Source organism: Corynebacterium sp. UBA4397, from assembly GCF_002390965.1.
Lineage (GTDB): Bacteria > Actinomycetota > Actinomycetes > Mycobacteriales > Mycobacteriaceae > Corynebacterium > Corynebacterium flavescens.
Map to the genome: position 1 here is coordinate 1 of NZ_DGRD01000004.1, position 18358 is coordinate 18358.

Genomic DNA, 18358 nt, shown 5'->3' on the forward strand with positions numbered 1-18358 from the left:
TGTCATCGAGCATGTCGACCACCGCCTTGGCCTGGGCCCATACCCGGTCAGGGGTTTCCTGGTCGAAGATCGACTGGAACATGGTGCGCACCCACTCCCCCACGGTCGTCGAGTCCTGCTTCTCTTGCTCCTTACGCTGCGCTGGAGGAGTCCAGGTCTCCAGATCGATCAACCGACGCTCCGTCGCCAGCCATCCATCTGCATCGGTGCGGTTAGCAAACGAGAATCCAGGGGTGTGCTGTTTTCCATCGGGTCCGGTGTACTCGGCGTACAAGCGCTTGCTTTTGGTGCGGACAGTACCGAAGGCGCGCCGGGTTCGTCTCTTGCCAGCCATGGGGGTTGCCTTTCCTCCTGTACGAGAGCGGGAAAACCTTCCCGTATCTTTCCCGTAAGTGGTTACATTCTTGGCCACTCCTGGCCACTCCTGGCCACATCATAACACGCCGCTTACCAGCATAAATACGACAAAACCCCTGGCCAGTGATGACCAGGGGTTTTGCCTTTGGTGGAGCTGCCGGGACTTGAACCCGGGTCCTTCGTCATTTTGCCAGGGCTTCTCCGTGCGCAGTTCGCGCGGGATCTCTGCTCGGCTCTCCGGCTCGGACGAACACGTTCCGGATGATGAGCCCAGCCATCAGTGAGAGTCCCATCTGGCCCTGTTGGCACAACCAGACGGCAAGTTCCCTAGTCGATGCCAGGATCTAGGTCAGGAACAAAACCTAGGCTGACAGACACGCGTCGCTGTAATTAGGCAGCGAGGGCGTAGTCACGCTGAGAGTTCTTCTCTGCGCTTATTGGTTGCTACGACGCTTATACGGTGGTCTCTAGCCTGCACCGGCACGCTTCCCCTGGCGCAATGTACGAAGTCGAAACCAAATCAACCCCATATTCATAAGGCGGGATGTGCATCTTCCTTATGTTGGCTACAACGCTACCCCACGGCACTCTATTCCTTCAAGGCGGATGGTTTAGACGTTGATGCCTTTAACTCGGCGCCCCAACTCACGGGAGATGTCTCGGTCTTGGTCCCGGCGCTTAATGTCCTCGCGCTTGTCGTAGTCTTGCTTACCCTCAGCCAGCCCAAGCAAGAGCTTGGCATAGCCATTTTTGAGGTAGACCTTGAGCGGGATAAGCGTCTTATTACCGTTGCGTACCTGACCAAAGAGCTTATCTATCTCACGACGATGCAGCAGCAGCTTACGGGTGCGCTTGGGGCTATGATTTGTCCACGACCCCATGGAGTACTCCGGAATATGGAGGTTACGCAGGTAGACCTCACCGTTGTCGATGGTGGCGAAGGCATCGTTGAGGGAGATCTTCCCCTCGCGCAGGGACTTGATTTCCGTGCCGAGGAGCACGATTCCGCACTCATATTCCTCGAGGATCTTGTAGTCGTGCCGGGCGCGGCGGTTTGTCGCCAGCGTTGCCTCGCCGGAAGCCGCCTTCTTGTCTTTCTTGCCCTTCTTAGCCATAACTACTTCACTGTAGCGGCCACGCCAGCCACCTATCAAGCCGCTTGTCGAAGCCGCGTCCTACTTGCGCACATAAGCCCGCATTGTTACCAGCGCGGTAAGCCCGGCAAAAATGAGAGCGATGAGTCCGACGATGGGCAAAGCCACCCAAATATCCCCTGTATTGATAGGCGCAAGCAGCTGAGATTGGTAGAGATTCTCTAGCGAGGGATCCAGCACGGTCTTCTTGCCCACCAGCACACCCGCCCCGGCGAGCACCACGCCAATGAAGGCACCGAGGACGGCCTCAAGAACGAAGGGAGCCTGGGTAAACCACCGCGAAGCGCCGACCATGCGCATGATGGAGGTCTCTCGAGCGCGGTTAAACGCCGCAATCTGCACCATGTTGGCGATGAGGAACACCGCGGCTATCGCCATTATTGCCGCCAGAATGAAGGTGGCGTTGCGAATAGAGTCGAGGTTGCTGGCCGCGCCGCGAACCTCTTCCTGTTGGTCGACGATCTCGGAAACGGCGGGATCATCGGCAATGGCCGCGAGCGCCTCAGTATTGGTCGGATCCTTGAGGCGCACGTGGAAAGCCGCAGGCAGCGCATCCGGTGAGGTTTCTTGCACCATCACAGGGTCGGTGTCTTCAAAAAGCTCCACGAAGCGATCGTAGGAGGCCTGGCGGTTACGGTACTCTACCGAGTCGATCTCGCTGTTTGTCTCCAGCTCCTCCTTCAAATCCGCGCAGGCAGGCGTGGTGCACTCCGGATCATTGGCGGAGATGTCCTCATCGAGCTGCACCATAACCTCGACCCGCTCAAGGTAGATCTCCTTGGTGTTTTTGGTCATGTCTGTCACGAGAATACCGGCGACAACAAGGCCTACCGAAATCGCCGTGGTGATGATCATGGCGATGGTCATCGTCAGATTTCGTCCGAGGCCCTTGAAAGCCTCGCGCAGCACGTATCCCAAGTGCATTAGAGCGCCTCCCCATAGAGTGCATTAATTTCGTCGCGGACGAGCTTGCCATTAGAAAGCTCGAGGACGCGCTGGCGCGCCTCATTCACGGCGCGCGCGTTGTGCGTCGACATAACGACCGTTGTTCCGCGGCGATTAATGGTGGTCAACAACCCCATAATCTCCGACGCGGTAGCTGGATCGAGGTTGCCGGTAGGTTCGTCGGCAAGCACTAGTGTGGGTCGATTGACGAAGGCGCGGGCAATGGCCACGCGCTGCTGCTCACCACCTGAGAGCTCATGGGGCATGCGGTGCTGCTTGGAGCCCAAGCCCACCATCTCCAGTACCTCTGGCACAGCCTTGTCGATGCGCGACTTCTTCTTCCCGATGACCTCCAGCGCGAAAGCCACGTTGTGGTAGACATCGAGCTTGGGAAGGAGGCGGAAATCCTGGAACACGTAACCAATGGATTGGCGCAAATGATTAATCTCGCGGCCCTTGAGCCTATTGACGTGGAACTTATCAAAGTGGATATCACCGGAGGTCACGTTAGTCTCGCGCACCATGAGCTGCAGAAATGTCGACTTGCCGGATCCGGAAGGCCCGATGAGGAACACAAATTCCCCGTCATCGATCTCGAAAGAGACCTCATCCAACGCTGGCCGCGTGGAGGTCGGGTAGATCTTGGATACTTTTTCGAAGGTGATCACTTGCGCCACTTTAGCAACATGGCTTGGCATTGGGAACCTCAAACGCGGCGCTCTTTAGGCTCCTGTATTAGCGCCGCCTTCGGCCATACGCCAGCGAATCCCCGCCTCCAGGAAGCCATCAATGTCACCGTCGAGCACCTTCGAGGGATCCCCCACCTCGTAGTTGGTGCGCAGATCCTTGACCATTTGATAAGGGTGCAAAACATAGGAGCGCATCTGATTTCCCCAGGAGGCGTTACCACCCGCGCCCAAGGCATCGAGTTCGGCGCGCTCTTCCTGCCGCTTGCGATCGAGCAACTTGGCCTGCAGCACACGCATCGCCGAGGCCTTATTTTGAATCTGTGACTTCTCATTCTGACAGGTCACAACAATCCCAGTCGGAATGTGGGTCAGGCGTACCGCGGAGTCAGTGGTGTTGACGGACTGGCCACCCGGGCCCGAGGAGCGGTAGACGTCAACGCGAATCTCGGAGTCAGGGACCTCGATGGAATCCGTCTGTTCAACCACAGGCAACACCTCAACTTCTGCAAAGGAAGTCTGGCGCCGGGCCTGGTTATCAAAGGGAGAAATGCGCACGAGGCGGTGCGCCCCCTGCTCAACGGAAAGCTGTCCGTACATATACTCACCGTGCACAACGAAGGTGGCCGATTTAATGCCCGCCTCCTCGGCATAGGAAATGTCGTAGACATCTACCTTGTGGCCGTGCTTTTCCGCCCAGCGGGTGTACATGCGCATGAGCATCTCCGCCCAATCGGCCGCATCCACGCCGCCGGCACCGGAACGAATATTAAGCACAGCCTCGCGCTCGTCATAAGGGCCAGAGAGCATCGTGGTGACCTCGAGCGCATCAATAGCGGCTGCGAGATCCTCCAGCTCTGAGTCTGCGATCGACGCGTCTCCCTCTTCCTCCGCCAGCTCATACATCACGGGCAGATCGTCGAGGCGCCCGCGCAGGGATTCAAGCTTGCGCAGCTTCGCCTGGGCCGCCGACAACGCAGAGGTGACTTTCTGGGCGTGGGAAGGATCATCCCACAAGGAGGGATCTCCCGCTTGGGCCTCTAGCTCTCGAATGCTCTCGGCCAAAGCCTCCGGATCCGAAACCTTTTCGATGCTCCCGTAAGTGGCGTTCAATTCTGAGATTCGTGCTGATACTTCCTGGCGCATAGCCGCCTAGTCTACCCGTGAGACCGCGTTCAATTAGCGATCGGTGGCGTTAAGCGCGACAATGGTGTCCATGACTCAACCGCCCAGCTTGAATGAGATGATTGACGCTCTCATCAAGACCTTCAACGTTGCTCACGCGCAGGATTCCGACGCCCACTTGGCGCAGGCTTTGGTCTACAACGCAGGCCGTCTTGCCTGGCGCATGCGCGAGCAAGGACTCTCCGTAGATTACAAGACCTCCATCTCCGATGTCGTTACCGATGCCGACCGCGCCGCCGAGCGCTTCGTGGCAGGCGTCATCACTGCCTTGCGCCCTGAGGATGGGATCCTCGGCGAGGAGGGCGCGGCAGCGCACAGCACCTCAGGCCGCACTTGGGTCATTGACCCCGTCGATGGAACCTACAACTTTACCTCCGGTTCTGATTACTGGTGCTCCGCCCTCGCTCTCGTCGCCGGCGAAGATGTCATCCTCGGCGCCGTCCACCGTCCCGCCATGGGATACACCTGGTTTGGTGGGCACGGCTTTCCCACCTCCCGCGACGGACAAGACGTCGCCCCGCTCGGTGATGTCCCCATTGAAAAGGTCTGCCTCGCTACCTACCTCCACCCCTCCTCCCTGCAAGATCCGGCTATTCACGCCACCTGGCAGAAAGTAGCTAGCCAATTCGCCACGGTTCGGATGCTGGGCGCCGGCTCGGTAGACTTAGCCTCCGTTGCCGAAGGCACGTGGGGCGCATGGATGCAGCATTCCGTGGCTGACTGGGATTGGTTCCCGGGCAAGGCCCTCGTCGAGGCCGCCGGTGGCGCCGCCATCAAGGTCAATGCCGGCGGAGTGGAATGGAGCCTGGCTGGAAACAAGCAGGTAGTTAAACAAATGGAGGAGTTGCTTCGTGGGTAAGTACAAAGAGGATCTCGGCTTGGCTCTCGAGATGGCGGGTCACGCAGACGTGGTGACCATGGACCGTTTCGAGGCAGCTGATCTTTCGGTGAAAGACAAGCCGGATATGACCCCGGTTTCTGATGCCGACCTCGACTGCGAAAAACTCATCCGCAGCGAGCTCAAGCGCACCCGTCCTCGTGACGAGGTCTTGGGCGAGGAATTTGGTGGCGAGGCCTGCTTTAGCGGCCGCCAGTGGGTCATTGATCCCATCGATGGCACCAAGAACTTCGTGCGTGGCGTCCCCGTATGGGCCACACTCATCTCCCTTCTGGAAGATGGCGAGCCGGTGGTCAGCGTTGTTTCTGCCCCTGCACTGCGGCGGCGTTGGTATGCAGCGAAGGGCGCCGGCGCCTACCGCGTCTTCGGTGGCGAGCCCAAGCGTCTCCAGGTGTCCCGCGTCAGTGACTTCCAGCATGCCTCCTTGTCTATGAGCTCCCTGAGTGGCTGGAAAGAGCACGGCTTGCGCGAAGAGTTCATCGCGTTGACGGATAAAGTCTGGCGCCTGCGCGGCTACGGCGACTTCTGGAACTACTGCCTCGTTGCGGAAGGCGCAGTTGACATCGCGGCCGAACCCGAGGTTTCGCTCTGGGATCTAGCTGCCCCTTCCCTCTTGGTGACGGAGGCTGGCGGCACGTTCACCACTCTCGAAGGTGTTGCCGGCCCCCATGGCGGTTCCGCCCTCGCCTCGAACGGACTCCTCCACGACCAAGTTCTCAATAGCCTGCATCCCCCACTTGGTGACTAATTAGTCACCAAGAGTTCCGCCGATTAGTCACCAAGTATTCCGCCGATTAGTCACCAAGTGCTACGCCGTCGAGCCAGCCGTTGAAAACAGCTCCTGCAGCCACGGCCAGGCGAGGTCCATAGCGGCGCGCGTCCTCGCGGATGGTGGTGGGATCGATTCCGGCGGCAGAAAGCTCGCCTGAGTGACCGACCAACCAGCGTTCAATGCGCTGGTAATCCGCCTCGAGGTGGAATTGGAGCGCGAGCACCTTCTCGCCCACGCTAAATGCCTGGTTGGGAAAACCTGCCGTTTCCGCAAGGCGCTTCGCCCCGGCAGGAATGGCGAACTCATCCCCGTGCCAATGCAGCACGGGCACCGGTTCGCCCTGCTCACCGGCCAGCGCTGCAAGGACGCTAGATGCTCCCGCCGGAGTCAGAGTCAGCGGCGCGTATCCAATTTCCTTGCGGCCTGTGGGTGTTACCGGCGCTCCTAGAGCCTCAGCTATGAGTTGCGCGCCTAGGCAGATGCCGAGAATCGCTAAGTCTTTGTCCAACCACTGACGCACGAGGAGCTTTTCCTCCCGCAGGAATGGATAGGCCTCCTCTTCGTAGACGCCAATCGGCCCGCCGAGAACGATTAATAGATCCGCAGGCCCGAGTTGGGAGGGAAGCTCAGGGACTTCTCCCGCCTCCCAGGTACGGATTGAGTAGCCACGTTCTCTCAAAAGCGGCTCTAGAATACCCAAGTCCTCGAATGCCAGCTGTTGCAGTACATAGGCGTTTTTGCGGGCATCAGTCATGATCTTCTCTTCTCCTCATCGTAGGTGTTTTCCTTCGATAAGGAGAATTATGCTCTTAATCCCGCAGGAAGTGCGGATTTAATCCTCCGGCAACCGGAATCCGGCTCCCACTCCGCCTCGCGCGTTGAGATCGGCAAGGACGGCGTCCGCGCGCGTGGCGGTGGTGGGGCTGTGAATAGCTCCCTGCCACGGCGTGCGGCAATCAAAGTTGTTGATGATTCCGCCCGTGATGAAACCTACTACCCGGCCGTTGGAATAGAGCGGGGCGCCTGAATCCCCACCCATGGCGCAGACTTGGTTGATCTGAATCTCGGAGTTCTCCGCATAGGTCACCCCGCAGGTGGTACCGGTTGCCACGCCATTCTTGCAGGCCACCTCACCCGGATTCACCTGCCCGCCAAAGCTATTTACTTCAAGGCCGTTGTAACTGCGGCTGACCTTAGCCTGGGAACCAAACTCGACGACGGAATAGTCCAAGTACTCGTTTTTGGCGGCGATAGTGCCGGTCGGCCCCACGTGCCAGGAGTCTGCGGAGGCGACATCATCGCCGATGTTTCCGCAGTGCCCGGCAGTAATCCCCACCTTTCTTCCCTCGCCGTCCTCACCCGCAACGGCGAGTGTGCACATCGTATTGTCGTTGACATAGAGAGGAGTGCCTGGGCCATACAGGGATTGCCCCTGGGTCATGGCCGTGTTGGACTCCTCCGGAATGCGCGGAGCGTCGAAATAGGAGCCGGGAACTCGGTGGAGGACAAAATCTGCGCCCGGTTTCCCGGCTGCTACCTTGGAAAAGGCGTCATTCTTCCAGCTGTAATTTGGATCCGTGCCTTGGGGACGAAACTCAGGCTGTGTAGCCTCCTCTACCAGCCCCAGAGGGTTCGGATTGGTTGCTGGCTGCGCGTACTTTTCCTGCACTGCGCGCGCTTGCTCGGTGTTGAGAAGGGACCCCAACCCGCTATCGATAGCCTTAGTCACTGCTGGGTCCACTGCAGGTACAGCGACTCCCGCGCTCTCCAACTCCGTGCGAGCTTGTTCAAAGTAGCCCGCCGGCGCCTCCGCAGCACCGGCCAATGGCGAACCCAAGAAGAAAGCACCGGCAAAGGCCGAGGCCACGAGAGTTGTCTTCAGATACGGTATCGGAAACATGATTAAAGGACTTCCTTTTATAAGGTCTAGGCGCTGCAGTAGTTGCTTTAACCTATGGTGTCACGGATGTGGGGCTTCCAAAGACACTCGCCGGGACTGTGTCCAAGCCGTTATCTTGAACGCGCGGATCGATGTCACTAAGCCCGAGGGATCTACTTAACAGGAAAAATCCTTTCAGCGGACTAAGCTGTTAAACCATGAGCACCCGCGAGGTTTCCGCCGTTGTCTTCCATGACATTCACGGGCGTATCCTGAGCATCCGCAAGACGGACACGCCGCACTTCATGCTGCCCAATGGAGACATTTCCAGGGGTGAGTCCCCCGCCACCGCCGCGTGCCGGGTGACTTTTGAGACCATTCGCGCCACCATCAATACAGATAGGCTTCTTCCCGTTGGGGTCTTTGTCAGCCCTTCCGCCAATGAGGAAGATGACACCATCCGCGCGCATGTCTTTGCCTACCCCGAGTCCATTGCCGTGGCGCACCCCTCAACGGAAATCAGTGAACTTGCCTGGGTAAACCCCGCTGCCCCGGGAGTGCCATTGGCGCCTTTGTTGCGCGAACAGGTCTTTGCGCATCTTCTCAAAGATTACTAAGCCGCAGGAACACACAGTTCCTGCGGGCACTTTTTAGCGCGGAGGTGTGTCTAGGAGGGTTAAGGTGACCAGTCCGCCGCGTTGAGAGCCGCAAGAGCTGGGGCCTGTTGTGCAGGAGCTGCGCAGGCCGCATTCCGTGCATACGCTCGACTCTTGCGAGGAACGCATCATGCCAACACGCGTGAGGTAGTCCAAGGCCGCAGACACCGTCGAGGCCGATAGACCCGTCGCCCGAGAGATCTCCGCAGCTGTGGTGGCTCCCTCGCGCACGGCGGCAGCCACTTTGGAAAGCGGCCCAGCCTGCTCACTGCGCGTCGAAGGTTGTTGTGTCATTTGCGCTGTCATTAGAACCAGATCTTTAGAAAGTTGAATACTACGACCGCCAGCAACCATGCCGTGGCCAGCTGAATCCCCACGCCGAAAAGCATCCACTTGGTGCCGATCTCGCGGCGTTGTGCTGCCAGGGTAGCTACGCAGGGCGTGTAGGCCAAGAGGAATAGCATGAACGCCCAGACCGCGGCCACGGTGTGACCGCCGGAGGCCTGCGAGAAGTCCACGCGGACTGCCTCCGCCAGAGCGGACTGACCCTGATCATCCGGATCCTCATCGCTGACATCATCAAGACTGTAAGTCTGCGCCCACGTCGAAATAACAGCTTCCTTGGCCACGAACCCAGTCACCAAAGTGCCGGCAATGGCGCCGGAACCGAATCCGGCCGGCTCGAATACGGGGGCCACCGCGTTGGACATGCGGCCATAAGCGGTGTCGTCGAAAGGCATATCCTCGTCGGCGAAGCCGTAACCACCGGTGACCGGAGTCGACTGCAGCACGAAGACCACAGCCACGGTGGCGACGATGATTCCACCAGCAGTGTGCAAGAATCCACGCAGGCGAATCCAGGTCACAGAAAGCGCCAGTCGCGCGCCGGGGAGCTGGTAGACGGGAAGGTCGATGACCAAGGGCTCGGAGCCCATCCTGCGCCACAGGGTGTTCTTCATCAGCAGGCCTACCGCGACGACGAGGCCAATGGAGATGAGATACATCGCGAACAAGACGGAACCGGCATGATCAGGAAAGAAGGTAGCCGCCAGCATGAGGTACACGGTCAGCCGCGCCGAGCAAGAGGTAAAGGGAATGAGCAGCGCGGTCAGTACCCGCTGGCGGCGCTGTCCAAGTACCCGGGTCGCAGAGATGGCAGGCACATTGCAGCCAAAGCCGACGATCAGGGGGATGAAAGCCTTGCCCGGCAGGCCAATGGCCTTCATCACGCGATCCGTCACTACCGCCGCACGCGCCATGTATCCGGAATCTTCGAGTACTGCTAGGCACAGGAACATCAAGGCCATGAGCGGTGCGAAGGTAAGCACCATGCCCACGCCCCCAATGAGGCCGTTGACAATGAGTCCGGAGAACACCGGGTGCGTCAGACCTAGGGTCTCGAGCAGCGCGGTGGCACCGTCGCTGACGGGGCCGCTAAAGAATCCGTCCAGCCAATCCTGGAAAGGCGCAGCAACGGTGGTCGTAATCTGGAACACCGCCCACATGACGGCCAGGAAGAGCAGTGGGCCGGCTAACGGATGCAACGCCACGCGGTCGATGCGTTCACTGCGGCTGGCGCTGGCGTGATGCTTTTCCGTGCTGGCCTCAGCCACGATGTGCTCGATCCAGGAAAAGCGGCCGTCGGCAAGCGCAAAGGCATCCGTGGACGCCTCCGCTTGACGACGAACCCGGCGCGGGCGCGCCAACTCCGCCTCAATGACCTCTGCCAAGCCTTCCAGGTTGACACGGTGGCGCGGGTCAATGGCCACGACGGGGGCCTGTATCTGCTTCGAGATTGCGTCGAGGTCGAAGACCTCCCCGTTTTCCGCCGCAATATCGCTCTTCGTTACTACGACCACGATGCGCGCGGCTTCCTCGGCTAATTGCGCCACCATGTAGAGGCTGCGCGAGAGGCTGGAGGCGTCAACGGCCACGAGTACGAGGTCCGGCAGCTCCTCTTCGACGCAATCGATCACGAGATCGCGCGTGAGCTGCTCGTCGGGGCTCATGGGGTCGAGAGAATAGGCGCCGGGGAAGTCGATCACGTCAAAAACCCGTGCATCTGCACCCTCGTGGCCCGCGTGCGCCTTCCATGCCCCACGGCTAACCTCAACAGTGGTGCCTGGCCAGTTACCCATGCGTGCCTTAGCGCCGGTAAGAGCATTAAAGAGCGTGGACTTTCCAGCATTGGGCGCGCCGACGAGGGCGATGACTGGAGTTCCTGCCGGGGCGACGGGTCCGCCGTGGGACTCGCAATGGCAGGTGGTAGGGGCAGTCTTAGGAGCCATTAGTTCTCACCCGCCGCGACCATGAGTTGCTTCGAGGTTTCCTTGTCCACCGCGTAACGAGTGTTGCCGATCCGCAGTACTCGTCCACCACCGGCCGTTTTCTGGCAGATGGCGATGTGAGTGCCCGCGCGCAAGCCTAGTTCTGCCATCCGCTGGCGCATTGGCCGGCTGAGGAACTCCTCCCCTACGTGCTGCAGGACACAGCTGTGACCGACGGGGATAGAAAACAAGGACAGCAGGGGCTGTGCTGGGGTGTCACCACTGGCGGCACGACGCAGGAACGACATGACATGCTCTTTTCTCATAAGCCAAGGGGAGACGTAGTTATAAGGTTTGTCTTGGCTAATTAGATTAAACAACTGCTCAGTGAATTTTGTCGAATATTCTAGAGGCTATAACGGTTCCCCACCATCCCGAAAGTGCCCGAAACTGCTGGCCAGGAGGTTTTTTCCACAGCCTTGTCTTTTGCACCACAGGATAGGTTTTAACTTAGCTTTTTATAAGCACAGCCCAGCCTGACAACCCGCGTCGGAGCGCCGAACATAAAAGCTATGATGTAGGACACGTCTGAAAATTTCCCAGTCAAGCGAGGAGCCGTCGCCATGTCCAATGCTGATCCCCATCCGGCCGAAGTTGTGTGCAGCGCCGGTGACACCCGCGTCGACATCGAAATCATCACCGCGCGCGATGTCCCCTTGGGAGGGCCACGCGGCATGACCGTACACCGCACCATCCCCCAGCGCCGCCGCAGCCTCATTGGCGCCTGGTGTTTCTGCGATCATTACGGGCCAGACCCAGTCGGCGAATCCGGCGGTATGGATGTAGCTCCCCACCCCCACACAGGACTCCAGACGGTGTCGTGGCTCTTCTCCGGCACTATTCGCCACGATGATTCCGCAGGTATTCACGAGATCGTGCGCCCCGGCGAGGTCAACCTCATGACTGCCGGCGGCGGAATCTGCCATTCTGAGGTCTCAACCGAGGACACGGAAATCCTCCACGGGGTGCAGCTCTGGACGGCGCTGCCGGAAAGCGCACGGCACGGCGAGCGCCGCTTTGACCACTACGTTCCCCAACCTGTCGAATTTCCAGGCGGAAGCGCGCTGGTATTTCTCGGGTCGGCGCTCGGTTCTACTTCGCCCGTGACCACCTTCAGTCCCCTGCTCGGCGCGGAGCTGAACCTTGAACCTGGCGCCACGCTCGATCTACCGGTGAATGCCGAGTTCGAGCACGGCATCTTGGTAGACACGGGCCGCATCTCGCTAGAAGGCGTCACCGTCAACCGGACCGAACTCGCCTACGCCGGAACCGGGGCAAACACCTTATGCATCAGCAATACTGGAAGTGAGAGCGCCCGTTTGATCCTGCTGGGCGGGGAACCCTTCCCCGAGTCTTTGGTGATGTGGTGGAACTTCATCGGCCGCGATGATGCCGAGATCCGTCACTACCGCGCGGAATGGGAGGCCGGCAGTGAGCGCTTCGGGCAGGTCGAAGGCTATATAGGCCACAGTCCTGACTCCCCGCGCCGACTGCCTGCGCCCCCTATTCCTCCGGTGCAGTTACGGCAGCGCAAGAACCCAGCGCCAGTGGCCCGGCCGGGCCAAGATCCCTATCGTCCACCGACGCAGTCCGGCGCCACCAATGAAAAGAATGAGACCATTTTCTAGGGGGTTATAGAAACTCCTTAGCACCCTCCCCGCTAAGATCACCCCAGCAAGCTTTTAGACCAATCGAATGGACTCTCTATGTCTGAAGAAAAGAAAAAAGCAAGAAACCGGGTGAAATCGGCGGTCAAACAGGCCTCTTCGGGAAATCGCTCGATTCACCCGGCACTCGTTCCCGGAATCGACGTCGATGATACCAATTCGACTTTCCCCACCAATAAGGTTGTTTTCGCGGTTGCACTTCTCGTGTCGACCGCAGTTTTTGTCTGGGCACTCATCTCGCCGACCGGCCTCAACGAAGTAGGCATGACCATGCAAAGCTGGGTCGTCACCAACTTCGGCTGGTTCTTCACCGCCTTGATGATCATCATCTTGATCTTCATGATCGTCATCGGCCTAGCACCAACCGGCCAAATCCGACTCGGCTCCGACGATAGCGAGCCCGATTATTCAACGCTGTCGTGGATCTCCATGCTTTTTGCCGCGGGTCTTGGAATCGGGCTCATCTTCTACGGCCCGATGGAACCACTCATCCACTTCATTACCCCACCACCGGGCACGGATCTACCCGCGGAATCTCCCGAACTAGTCACCTTTGCCATCTCCCAAGGCATCTTGCACCAAGCATCTCTAGCCTGGGGCGTCTACGCCCTGGTGGGCGGCGCAATTGCCTACGCCTCCTTCCGGCGCGGACGGCTACCGCTGATTTCTTCCCTCTTCGAGCCGATTTTCCCCGATGGCAACAATCGCATCCTGGGCAAGATCATCGATATCCTCGCGGTGCTGGTGACCCTCTTTGGCACCGCCACCTCACTAGGCATTGGTGCCTTGCAGATCCAAACCGGTACCTCCATAGTCACCGGTAAGGAACTGGGCGGCGACATCTTCCTCGTCATTGCCATCACTATACTCACGGTTATCTTCGTCATCTCAGCAGTCTCCGGCGTCAAGAAAGGCATCCGGTTGCTATCAAACGCCAACATGTTCCTCGTGCTGGGTCTTACTATCTTCGCGCTTCTAACCGGCCCCACCGTATTCTTGCTTGATCTCATCCCCTCAACCGTCATCACCTTCTTCAACCAGGTACCAGCCATGCTCTCGGTCTATGCCAGCGAAGGTGACACCCAAAGCGCCTTCCTCCTCGGATGGACTACGCTGCTCTGGGCTTGGTGGATTTCGTGGTCCCCGTTCGTTGGCATGTTCATTGCCAAGATCTCGCGCGGACGCACCATCCGCGAGTTTGTCACCGTCGTCGTCATCGTTCCAGCAGGAATATCCATGCTCTGGTTCATCATTTTTGGCGGTTCCACCATCTGGCAACGCCTCAACGGTGGCGACATGGAGGTCAAGGACTCCGGGGAGAACGTCATGTTCGATCTCATGGGGAACCTTCCTTTCAGCTCCATCACCAACGTGATCGTCTTGGTCGCCATCCTCATCTTCTTCACCACTGCCGCGGATTCTGCCACCAATGTCATGGGTTCGATGTCCCAGTCTGCACGCGCGGTGCCTTCCAAACCAGTCACCATCATCTGGGGCGCCGCGCTCGGCCTAGTGGCGCTGTCGCTCCTGCTCGCCGGCGGACAAAATGCCCTGTCCGGGCTCCAGTCCATCATGGTTACCTGCGCACTTCCCTTCGCCATCATCCTCGTGGGAGTTATGGTCTCCTGGGCCATCGATCTACGCAATGACCCCGTTATGATCCGGCGCCGCTTCGCCCTCGCTGCGATCCGCAAGGGGGTTGCGCAGGGAATCGACGATCACGGCGATGACTTCGTCTTTGGAGTCACCAAGGTTCCCTCTGATCAAGGCGCCGGCGCCGACTTCGAGACCAACGATCCCGCCCTGACAGAGTGGTACACCGATGCCGTCGCCGACGACCCAGAGGAAGATGTCACCATCGTGCGCAAGCCGAAGTAAGGGCCCGCGTCTTTCCTCGGCTTGCCCGCGCATGCGAGAATTAGAGCCATGACATATCAACAGCCCTATGATGATGAATCGCGCTACTATTCTCCACAGCCACAGGGAAAGTTTGATACCAAGAAACTAGCTATCAACTTGACGATCCTGGGCGTTCTTTGCGCCGTTATCACCTTCGCGGTCGTCATCGTCACCGATCTCATCGTCTCCACCATCTCCGGTTGGGCCGAACAGGGCCCCGCCATGGCCATCTTGGTCGCAATAGTCGCAGGCCTAGTTGGCGTGTGCGCAGGCCTGCTGTATATCCCCGTTGTCGGCACGGGCAACGAGAACCTCTTTGGCGTGGCCATCCTTGCGCTCACCGCCGCAGCAATCATCGTCTGGGTTCTTTTCGGCGGGCTTCTCGACGGCGACTGGGAGACCATCCTCACCCTCGTCGCCGTCATCTGCGCGGGCTCTACTGCCTACATAGCCCCGCGGCGCATCGAATCAGCGCGCCTGCGTTAGCCACAATTCACCGCTTCGACATCTAGGCGTTCCCGAGAGGAAAAACAAGGTCAATACTGTGTGCCTGTGTGAATCATCGACGCAACATAGTTCTCCCTCGCCTCTCAGCGCTTCTCATCACTGGCGCCGTAGCCATGCAAGCAGTAGTCGTGCCGGCTTCTGCGGCCACACTGCCTCTAGCTCCCCCTCAGCAGCTGCAAGAACTGCAGGAGCAATACGCTCCTAGCTCTCTGCCTGCCACCACCTATCCAGCGGAATCAGGAGCGCCCCAACCGCAAACCTTCGGTCCGGATGCCTACTTTGGGTACATCTCTGACATCAGCTCTTATCCCGGCGGCACGTATTACTCTGTGATCGACGGCTTCGCTGACCTGCGCGCCAACCACCCAGATACCCTCGCCGAGAATCTGAATATCACGCTGAGCATCAATAACTCCGCCTCTCCCGAGCGGATCACGCGCGCCCAGGCGGATGCTCGCGCCGACAGCGGTGGGCTACTTGGCACGCTTTCCGACGCCTTCGGTCCCACCCTCGGCGAGCAACTACGCGCCGCCATCGCGGAAAACCGGCTGCCCAAGACACGGGCCTTCCTCGATTCCGGCTATGTCTCCCGCGCCCAGGGCATTGCAGCTTCCACGCTGGTGGAGAAAGAGATCTTTAACTATCCCCGCCCCTTCGAGGTGGCCCCAGAACTCATCAACAAGAACAACGATGGCCGCGAGGACTACTATGCCCTGAATGGCTCCGCCTCCTTTCCTTCCGGGCACACCAATCAGGCGGTTCTTATCACCACGCTGCTCGCCGCAGCTCTGCCCGAGCTGGGCCCTCAGCTTCTCGCCCGCGGTTCCGAGGCTGGGGAGAGCCGGGTGGTCATGGGAGTGCATTACCCACTCGACGTCATCGGCGGGCGCATGACCGGCACCGCTGCAGCAGCGGATCGTTTCAATGATCCAAAAATGCGAGACGCTCTCAACCAGGTAGGCCAAGAGATTCGTACCGAACTGACGTGGCGGACCGGCAAGCCCCTCACAGAGACCATCGCCGCCGAGCAGGCAGCCGGCCGCGCCTATGCCAGCAATGCCCAGGCAGCGACCATATATGCCAACCAAGCAACGTATGGACTAACCCCCGTCTATGCCACGGATCGCCCCATGAATGTTCCGCAGGGGGCTCCGGTCTTGCTCCACAACCGTTTCCCGGAGCTGTCCTGGGAACAACGAGCGCGCGTCATCGCTGCCACCGCGCTCCCCTCGGGCTCTCCTCTGGATAAACAAGACAACGGCGCCGCGGGTTCGTGGCAACGCGTCAACCTCGCAGCAGCGTTCGCCGCCGAGGTCACCGTCGGCCCCAACGGCGAGCTCAGCGTCAACGGCTCCCCAGTCTAGTAGATCGCAGCGGAGCGGTCTAACTCTTCTCCCACCGAGCGTGCTCCCGGCGCGCCATAAAGCGCCTGGTAACTAGCACTGTGGGACACACCGGCGCTGGGCTCCAGCACGTCTCCATGCAGCCAATCCACTTGGACGCGCTCGGCGGTGGCCTCCACAGCCATGTAACCGTGCGAAGTGAGATCGATATAGCGGTACCAAGTATCGACGCTGCGAATGAGGTCTTGGCCTACTCTCAAAAGTTCGCGTACTGGGACATCCAGCGCCGGATTGGATGCCAAGGAATCAAAGGCGCTGCCGGCGGTGACCGAGGGCGTAATGAACTCCGTGGCCACCACGCGGTTATCCTGCCCAAGGCGAAACTGTCCCGCATTGGCGGGAATATCAGCGGCCCAAGACGAATGAATGTCACCAGTGAGAAAGACCACTCCCGGCTTTTTCTCAGCCGCGATGAGCTCAACAATCCTTGAACGCTCGGCCATGTAGCCATCCCACTGATCCGCGTTCAACGCAATTCCCTCTGCAGGCAGGCCTATCTGGTGAACCAGCCACTCATGGATGTGGGGATCTAAAGTTGGAGGAAGGGTCAGCGGGGCAAACATCACCTCGTTACCAATGAGCTGCCAACGCGTGCCAGAGGTGGCCAACGCATCCGCGAACCACTGAAATTGTGTGCCTCCCAGCATGCTAGGGTTAAGCGCCATAAAACGTGTTTCTAGTGGCGTGTTGAGGGGTGTGACATTTTGCGTGTGTGGATTCCGTGATTTGTACTGTGTGAGCTTGGGTTTTGCTGGCTAGTGCATCTTTCCTTTGCGTATCCCGATATCGTTGGTGTGCGTGCTTTCGATCCCGGTGTCGTACTGTGCTGGTGCGCCATCTAGGTCGTTGGCCGTGTTGGTGGTGGACGCAGCTTTTACTTTGGCGAGTGCGTTGCGTCCCCACTTTTGTTCTTTGGCAATCTCGTGTGGGGGTCGTGGGGACTGGGTGTGCATGTAGCACCACCAGTCGATGGCTGTGCGTTGGTGTTCTCGTGTCATGCCGCGGTGATGACGGGCGAGGTCTTTGACCATGGCGTTGACTCCGCCTTCGAGACTGTTTGTTTCCCTAGATAGCTGGACGGTACGTGCATTGTCCTGGCTGGTGAGGAACGTAAATAGTGTTTGTTCTTCGTAGCGGTCGGTGAGATTTTTCCAGGCTGATCTGTGCCGGTAGTGCGTGTAGAACCATTTTTTGTTCCTGCGGAATCGTTGGGGGATATCGGCAGGCTGGATGTCTTTGATAAAGGTTCGTTCGTTGAGATAGCGTCCGTAGAGTTGGCTAAATTCTTGCAGCCTGGCTGACCATTGCGCAGCTTCTTCGGTGGTGCTGACTTTCAGCAGTGATAGGGAGAGTTCACGCAGTATTTTTCCGGTCGTGTGCCTGGGATATAGTCCTACTTCTTGCTGGATATTGCGTTTGATGTGGACCAGGCAGCGTTGGACTTTGGTGGTTGGCCAGTGGTCTTTGAGCGCTTTGAGCAGTCCATGGTGGCCATCGATGGTGGCCACTAGCGGTGGGTGGGGGATTTGGTCGAGTAGGCGCCGGTAGTTTGCGGTGGATTCCCGCTGGCACCAGCGCCAAGCAATGACGTGGGTTTTAGATGATGCCACCAGGAGGCAATTGTTGTGCCCGAAGTAGGTGCCGTCGATAAATACTTGGTCAAAGACCCGATTGGGGTCGATATTGTTCGGCACGTGTACGAGCCAAAACGATTCAAACCAGCGGGTGATTTGGCGTCTGCTCTTCTTGTTGTCGGCTGCGATGGTGGTTAGCGAGTTGGATGAGAGGATCCAGTCGGTGAAGATCTTGAATCGTGCAGTTTGCACGGCACTGTCATTGGTCGCAGTGGTGCTGGTGCCGCACCTTTTACAGCGCAGCCGGGAGCGTCCGGAGGAATTAAAGCCATTTCTAATCATTTCGCCGCCGCAGAGGCTGCATGTGTTGTATTGGTTTGCCATGGCGGATAATTTTTCCGCACGGCCTACCATAAGATTCTGAAGGAACTGGTATTTCCGGCCCTATC

General features: G+C 58.9%; 18 protein-coding genes, 1 other RNA gene and 1 pseudogene. 7 read left to right on the forward strand and 13 right to left on the reverse strand.

Annotated features, from left to right (window positions below):
• From B2696_RS01310 to prfB, 6 genes and pseudogenes are all read right to left on the reverse strand, one after another.
• Positions 1-334: pseudogene (locus B2696_RS01310) on the reverse strand (hypothetical protein); the annotation flags it as partial.
• A 169-nt stretch (positions 335-503) separates the two neighbouring features.
• Positions 504-885: a transfer-messenger RNA gene (gene ssrA / locus B2696_RS01315) on the reverse strand.
• Between the two features lie 83 nt (positions 886-968).
• Positions 969-1472 carry an SsrA-binding protein SmpB gene (gene smpB, locus B2696_RS01320; protein ID WP_075729384.1) on the reverse strand — a complete coding sequence of 168 codons (504 nt, stop codon included), beginning with the start codon at positions 1470-1472 and terminating at the stop codon, positions 969-971.
• Positions 1473-1532: 60 nt separating this feature from the next.
• Entirely contained in the window at positions 1533-2435 is a 903-nt protein-coding gene (gene ftsX, locus B2696_RS01325; RefSeq protein WP_075729383.1) for a permease-like cell division protein FtsX, read from the reverse strand.
• Positions 2435-3124, reverse strand: coding sequence for a cell division ATP-binding protein FtsE (gene ftsE / locus B2696_RS01330; protein ID WP_075729382.1), 690 nt, complete (start codon positions 3122-3124; stop codon positions 2435-2437). The genes ftsX and ftsE overlap by 1 nt, the downstream gene beginning before the upstream one ends.
• A gap of 54 nt (positions 3125-3178) precedes the next feature.
• On the reverse strand, positions 3179-4288 hold the full coding sequence (gene prfB, locus B2696_RS01335) for a peptide chain release factor 2 (RefSeq protein ID WP_075729381.1): 1110 nt from the start codon (positions 4286-4288) through the stop codon (positions 3179-3181).
• A gap of 61 nt (positions 4289-4349) precedes the next feature.
• Between prfB and B2696_RS01340 the strand changes: the two genes are divergently transcribed.
• Positions 4350-5186, forward strand: a complete 837-nt coding sequence (locus B2696_RS01340; RefSeq protein WP_286953529.1) for an inositol monophosphatase family protein — start codon at positions 4350-4352, stop codon at positions 5184-5186.
• Complete coding sequence (hisN, locus tag B2696_RS01345) at positions 5179-5973, forward strand: histidinol-phosphatase (protein WP_286953532.1); 795 nt, start codon at positions 5179-5181, stop codon at positions 5971-5973. Before B2696_RS01340 ends, hisN begins: the two co-directional genes overlap by 8 nt.
• A gap of 46 nt (positions 5974-6019) precedes the next feature.
• On the opposite strand, the gene B2696_RS01350 is transcribed toward hisN, so the two are convergent.
• Both B2696_RS01350 and B2696_RS01355 read right to left on the reverse strand, forming a co-directional pair.
• A complete protein-coding gene (locus B2696_RS01350) occupies positions 6020-6751 on the reverse strand; it encodes a glutamine amidotransferase (protein WP_286953535.1) in 732 nt (243 codons plus the stop codon).
• Between the two features lie 78 nt (positions 6752-6829).
• Positions 6830-7897 (reverse strand): S1 family peptidase, encoded by a 1068-nt coding sequence (locus B2696_RS01355; protein ID WP_075729377.1) that lies wholly within the window; start codon positions 7895-7897, stop codon positions 6830-6832.
• A 197-nt stretch (positions 7898-8094) separates the two neighbouring features.
• Here B2696_RS01355 and B2696_RS01360 point away from each other — a divergent pair, with 197 nt between their 5' ends.
• Positions 8095-8493, forward strand: a complete 399-nt coding sequence (locus B2696_RS01360) for an NUDIX hydrolase (protein ID WP_276623064.1) — start codon at positions 8095-8097, stop codon at positions 8491-8493.
• Positions 8494-8526: 33 nt separating this feature from the next.
• Here B2696_RS01360 and B2696_RS01365 read toward each other — a convergent pair whose 3' ends face one another.
• Genes B2696_RS01365 through B2696_RS01375 form a run of 3 tightly spaced genes read right to left on the reverse strand, consistent with a single transcriptional unit; the run spans position 8527 to position 11107 of the window.
• The gene (locus B2696_RS01365) at positions 8527-8826 is read right to left on the reverse strand and encodes a hypothetical protein (RefSeq protein WP_075731026.1); all 300 of its coding nucleotides are present in this window, start codon (positions 8824-8826) and stop codon (positions 8527-8529) included.
• Between the two features lie 11 nt (positions 8827-8837).
• Entirely contained in the window at positions 8838-10820 is a 1983-nt protein-coding gene (feoB, locus tag B2696_RS01370; RefSeq protein ID WP_286953544.1) for a ferrous iron transport protein B, read from the reverse strand.
• A complete protein-coding gene (locus B2696_RS01375; RefSeq protein WP_286953547.1) occupies positions 10820-11107 on the reverse strand; it encodes a FeoA family protein in 288 nt (95 codons plus the stop codon). Before B2696_RS01375 ends, feoB begins: the two co-directional genes overlap by 1 nt.
• Positions 11108-11422: 315 nt before the next feature.
• Between B2696_RS01375 and B2696_RS01380 the strand changes: the two genes are divergently transcribed.
• The 4 genes from B2696_RS01380 (at position 11423) to B2696_RS01395 (ending at position 16296) form a co-directional block, all read left to right on the forward strand.
• Entirely contained in the window at positions 11423-12487 is a 1065-nt protein-coding gene (locus B2696_RS01380) for a pirin family protein (protein WP_075729373.1), read from the forward strand.
• A gap of 78 nt (positions 12488-12565) precedes the next feature.
• The gene (locus tag B2696_RS01385; protein ID WP_084559126.1) at positions 12566-14404 is read left to right on the forward strand and encodes a BCCT family transporter; all 1839 of its coding nucleotides are present in this window, start codon (positions 12566-12568) and stop codon (positions 14402-14404) included.
• Between the two features lie 48 nt (positions 14405-14452).
• The gene (locus B2696_RS01390; protein WP_075729371.1) at positions 14453-14911 is read left to right on the forward strand and encodes a hypothetical protein; all 459 of its coding nucleotides are present in this window, start codon (positions 14453-14455) and stop codon (positions 14909-14911) included.
• A 134-nt stretch (positions 14912-15045) separates the two neighbouring features.
• Positions 15046-16296, forward strand: a complete 1251-nt coding sequence (locus B2696_RS01395) for an acid phosphatase (protein ID WP_286953607.1) — start codon at positions 15046-15048, stop codon at positions 16294-16296.
• On the opposite strand, the gene B2696_RS01400 is transcribed toward B2696_RS01395, so the two are convergent.
• Together B2696_RS01400 and B2696_RS01405 are read right to left on the reverse strand one after the other, a co-directional pair.
• Positions 16293-17000 carry an alkaline phosphatase D family protein gene (locus tag B2696_RS01400; RefSeq protein ID WP_349679249.1) on the reverse strand — a complete coding sequence of 236 codons (708 nt, stop codon included), beginning with the start codon at positions 16998-17000 and terminating at the stop codon, positions 16293-16295. The genes B2696_RS01395 and B2696_RS01400 overlap by 4 nt on opposite strands.
• Before the next feature lie 90 nt (positions 17001-17090).
• Positions 17091-18293: an IS1249 family transposase gene (locus B2696_RS01405; RefSeq protein WP_286953554.1), complete on the reverse strand. Its 1203-nt coding sequence runs from the start codon at positions 18291-18293 to the stop codon at positions 17091-17093.
• Positions 18294-18358 lie beyond the last annotated feature (65 nt).

Bases quoted from the DNA above. Each gene is read 5' to 3' on its own strand.
- B2696_RS01350 (WP_286953535.1), bottom strand. From the start codon at position 6,751: ATGACTGATGCCCGCAAAAACGCCTATGTACTGCAACAGCTGGCATTC.
- feoB (WP_286953544.1), bottom strand. From the start codon at position 10,820: ATGGCTCCTAAGACTGCCCCTACCACCTGCCATTGCGAGTCCCACGGC.
- B2696_RS01395 (WP_286953607.1), top strand. From the start codon at position 15,046: ATGCAAGCAGTAGTCGTGCCGGCTTCTGCGGCCACACTGCCTCTAGCT.
- ftsX (WP_075729383.1), bottom strand. From the start codon at position 2,435: ATGCACTTGGGATACGTGCTGCGCGAGGCTTTCAAGGGCCTCGGACGA.
- B2696_RS01340 (WP_286953529.1), top strand. From the start codon at position 4,350: ATGGTGTCCATGACTCAACCGCCCAGCTTGAATGAGATGATTGACGCT.
- B2696_RS01365 (WP_075731026.1), bottom strand. From the start codon at position 8,826: ATGACACAACAACCTTCGACGCGCAGTGAGCAGGCTGGGCCGCTTTCC.
- B2696_RS01380 (WP_075729373.1), top strand. From the start codon at position 11,423: ATGTCCAATGCTGATCCCCATCCGGCCGAAGTTGTGTGCAGCGCCGGT.
- B2696_RS01385 (WP_084559126.1), top strand. From the start codon at position 12,566: ATGTCTGAAGAAAAGAAAAAAGCAAGAAACCGGGTGAAATCGGCGGTC.
- B2696_RS01390 (WP_075729371.1), top strand. From the start codon at position 14,453: ATGACATATCAACAGCCCTATGATGATGAATCGCGCTACTATTCTCCA.
- prfB (WP_075729381.1), bottom strand. From the start codon at position 4,288: ATGCGCCAGGAAGTATCAGCACGAATCTCAGAATTGAACGCCACTTAC.
- B2696_RS01375 (WP_286953547.1), bottom strand. From the start codon at position 11,107: ATGTCGTTCCTGCGTCGTGCCGCCAGTGGTGACACCCCAGCACAGCCC.
- B2696_RS01400 (WP_349679249.1), bottom strand. From the start codon at position 17,000: ATGGCGCTTAACCCTAGCATGCTGGGAGGCACACAATTTCAGTGGTTC.
- smpB (WP_075729384.1), bottom strand. From the start codon at position 1,472: ATGGCTAAGAAGGGCAAGAAAGACAAGAAGGCGGCTTCCGGCGAGGCA.
- B2696_RS01405 (WP_286953554.1), bottom strand. From the start codon at position 18,293: ATGGCAAACCAATACAACACATGCAGCCTCTGCGGCGGCGAAATGATT.
- B2696_RS01355 (WP_075729377.1), bottom strand. From the start codon at position 7,897: ATGTTTCCGATACCGTATCTGAAGACAACTCTCGTGGCCTCGGCCTTT.
- B2696_RS01360 (WP_276623064.1), top strand. From the start codon at position 8,095: ATGAGCACCCGCGAGGTTTCCGCCGTTGTCTTCCATGACATTCACGGG.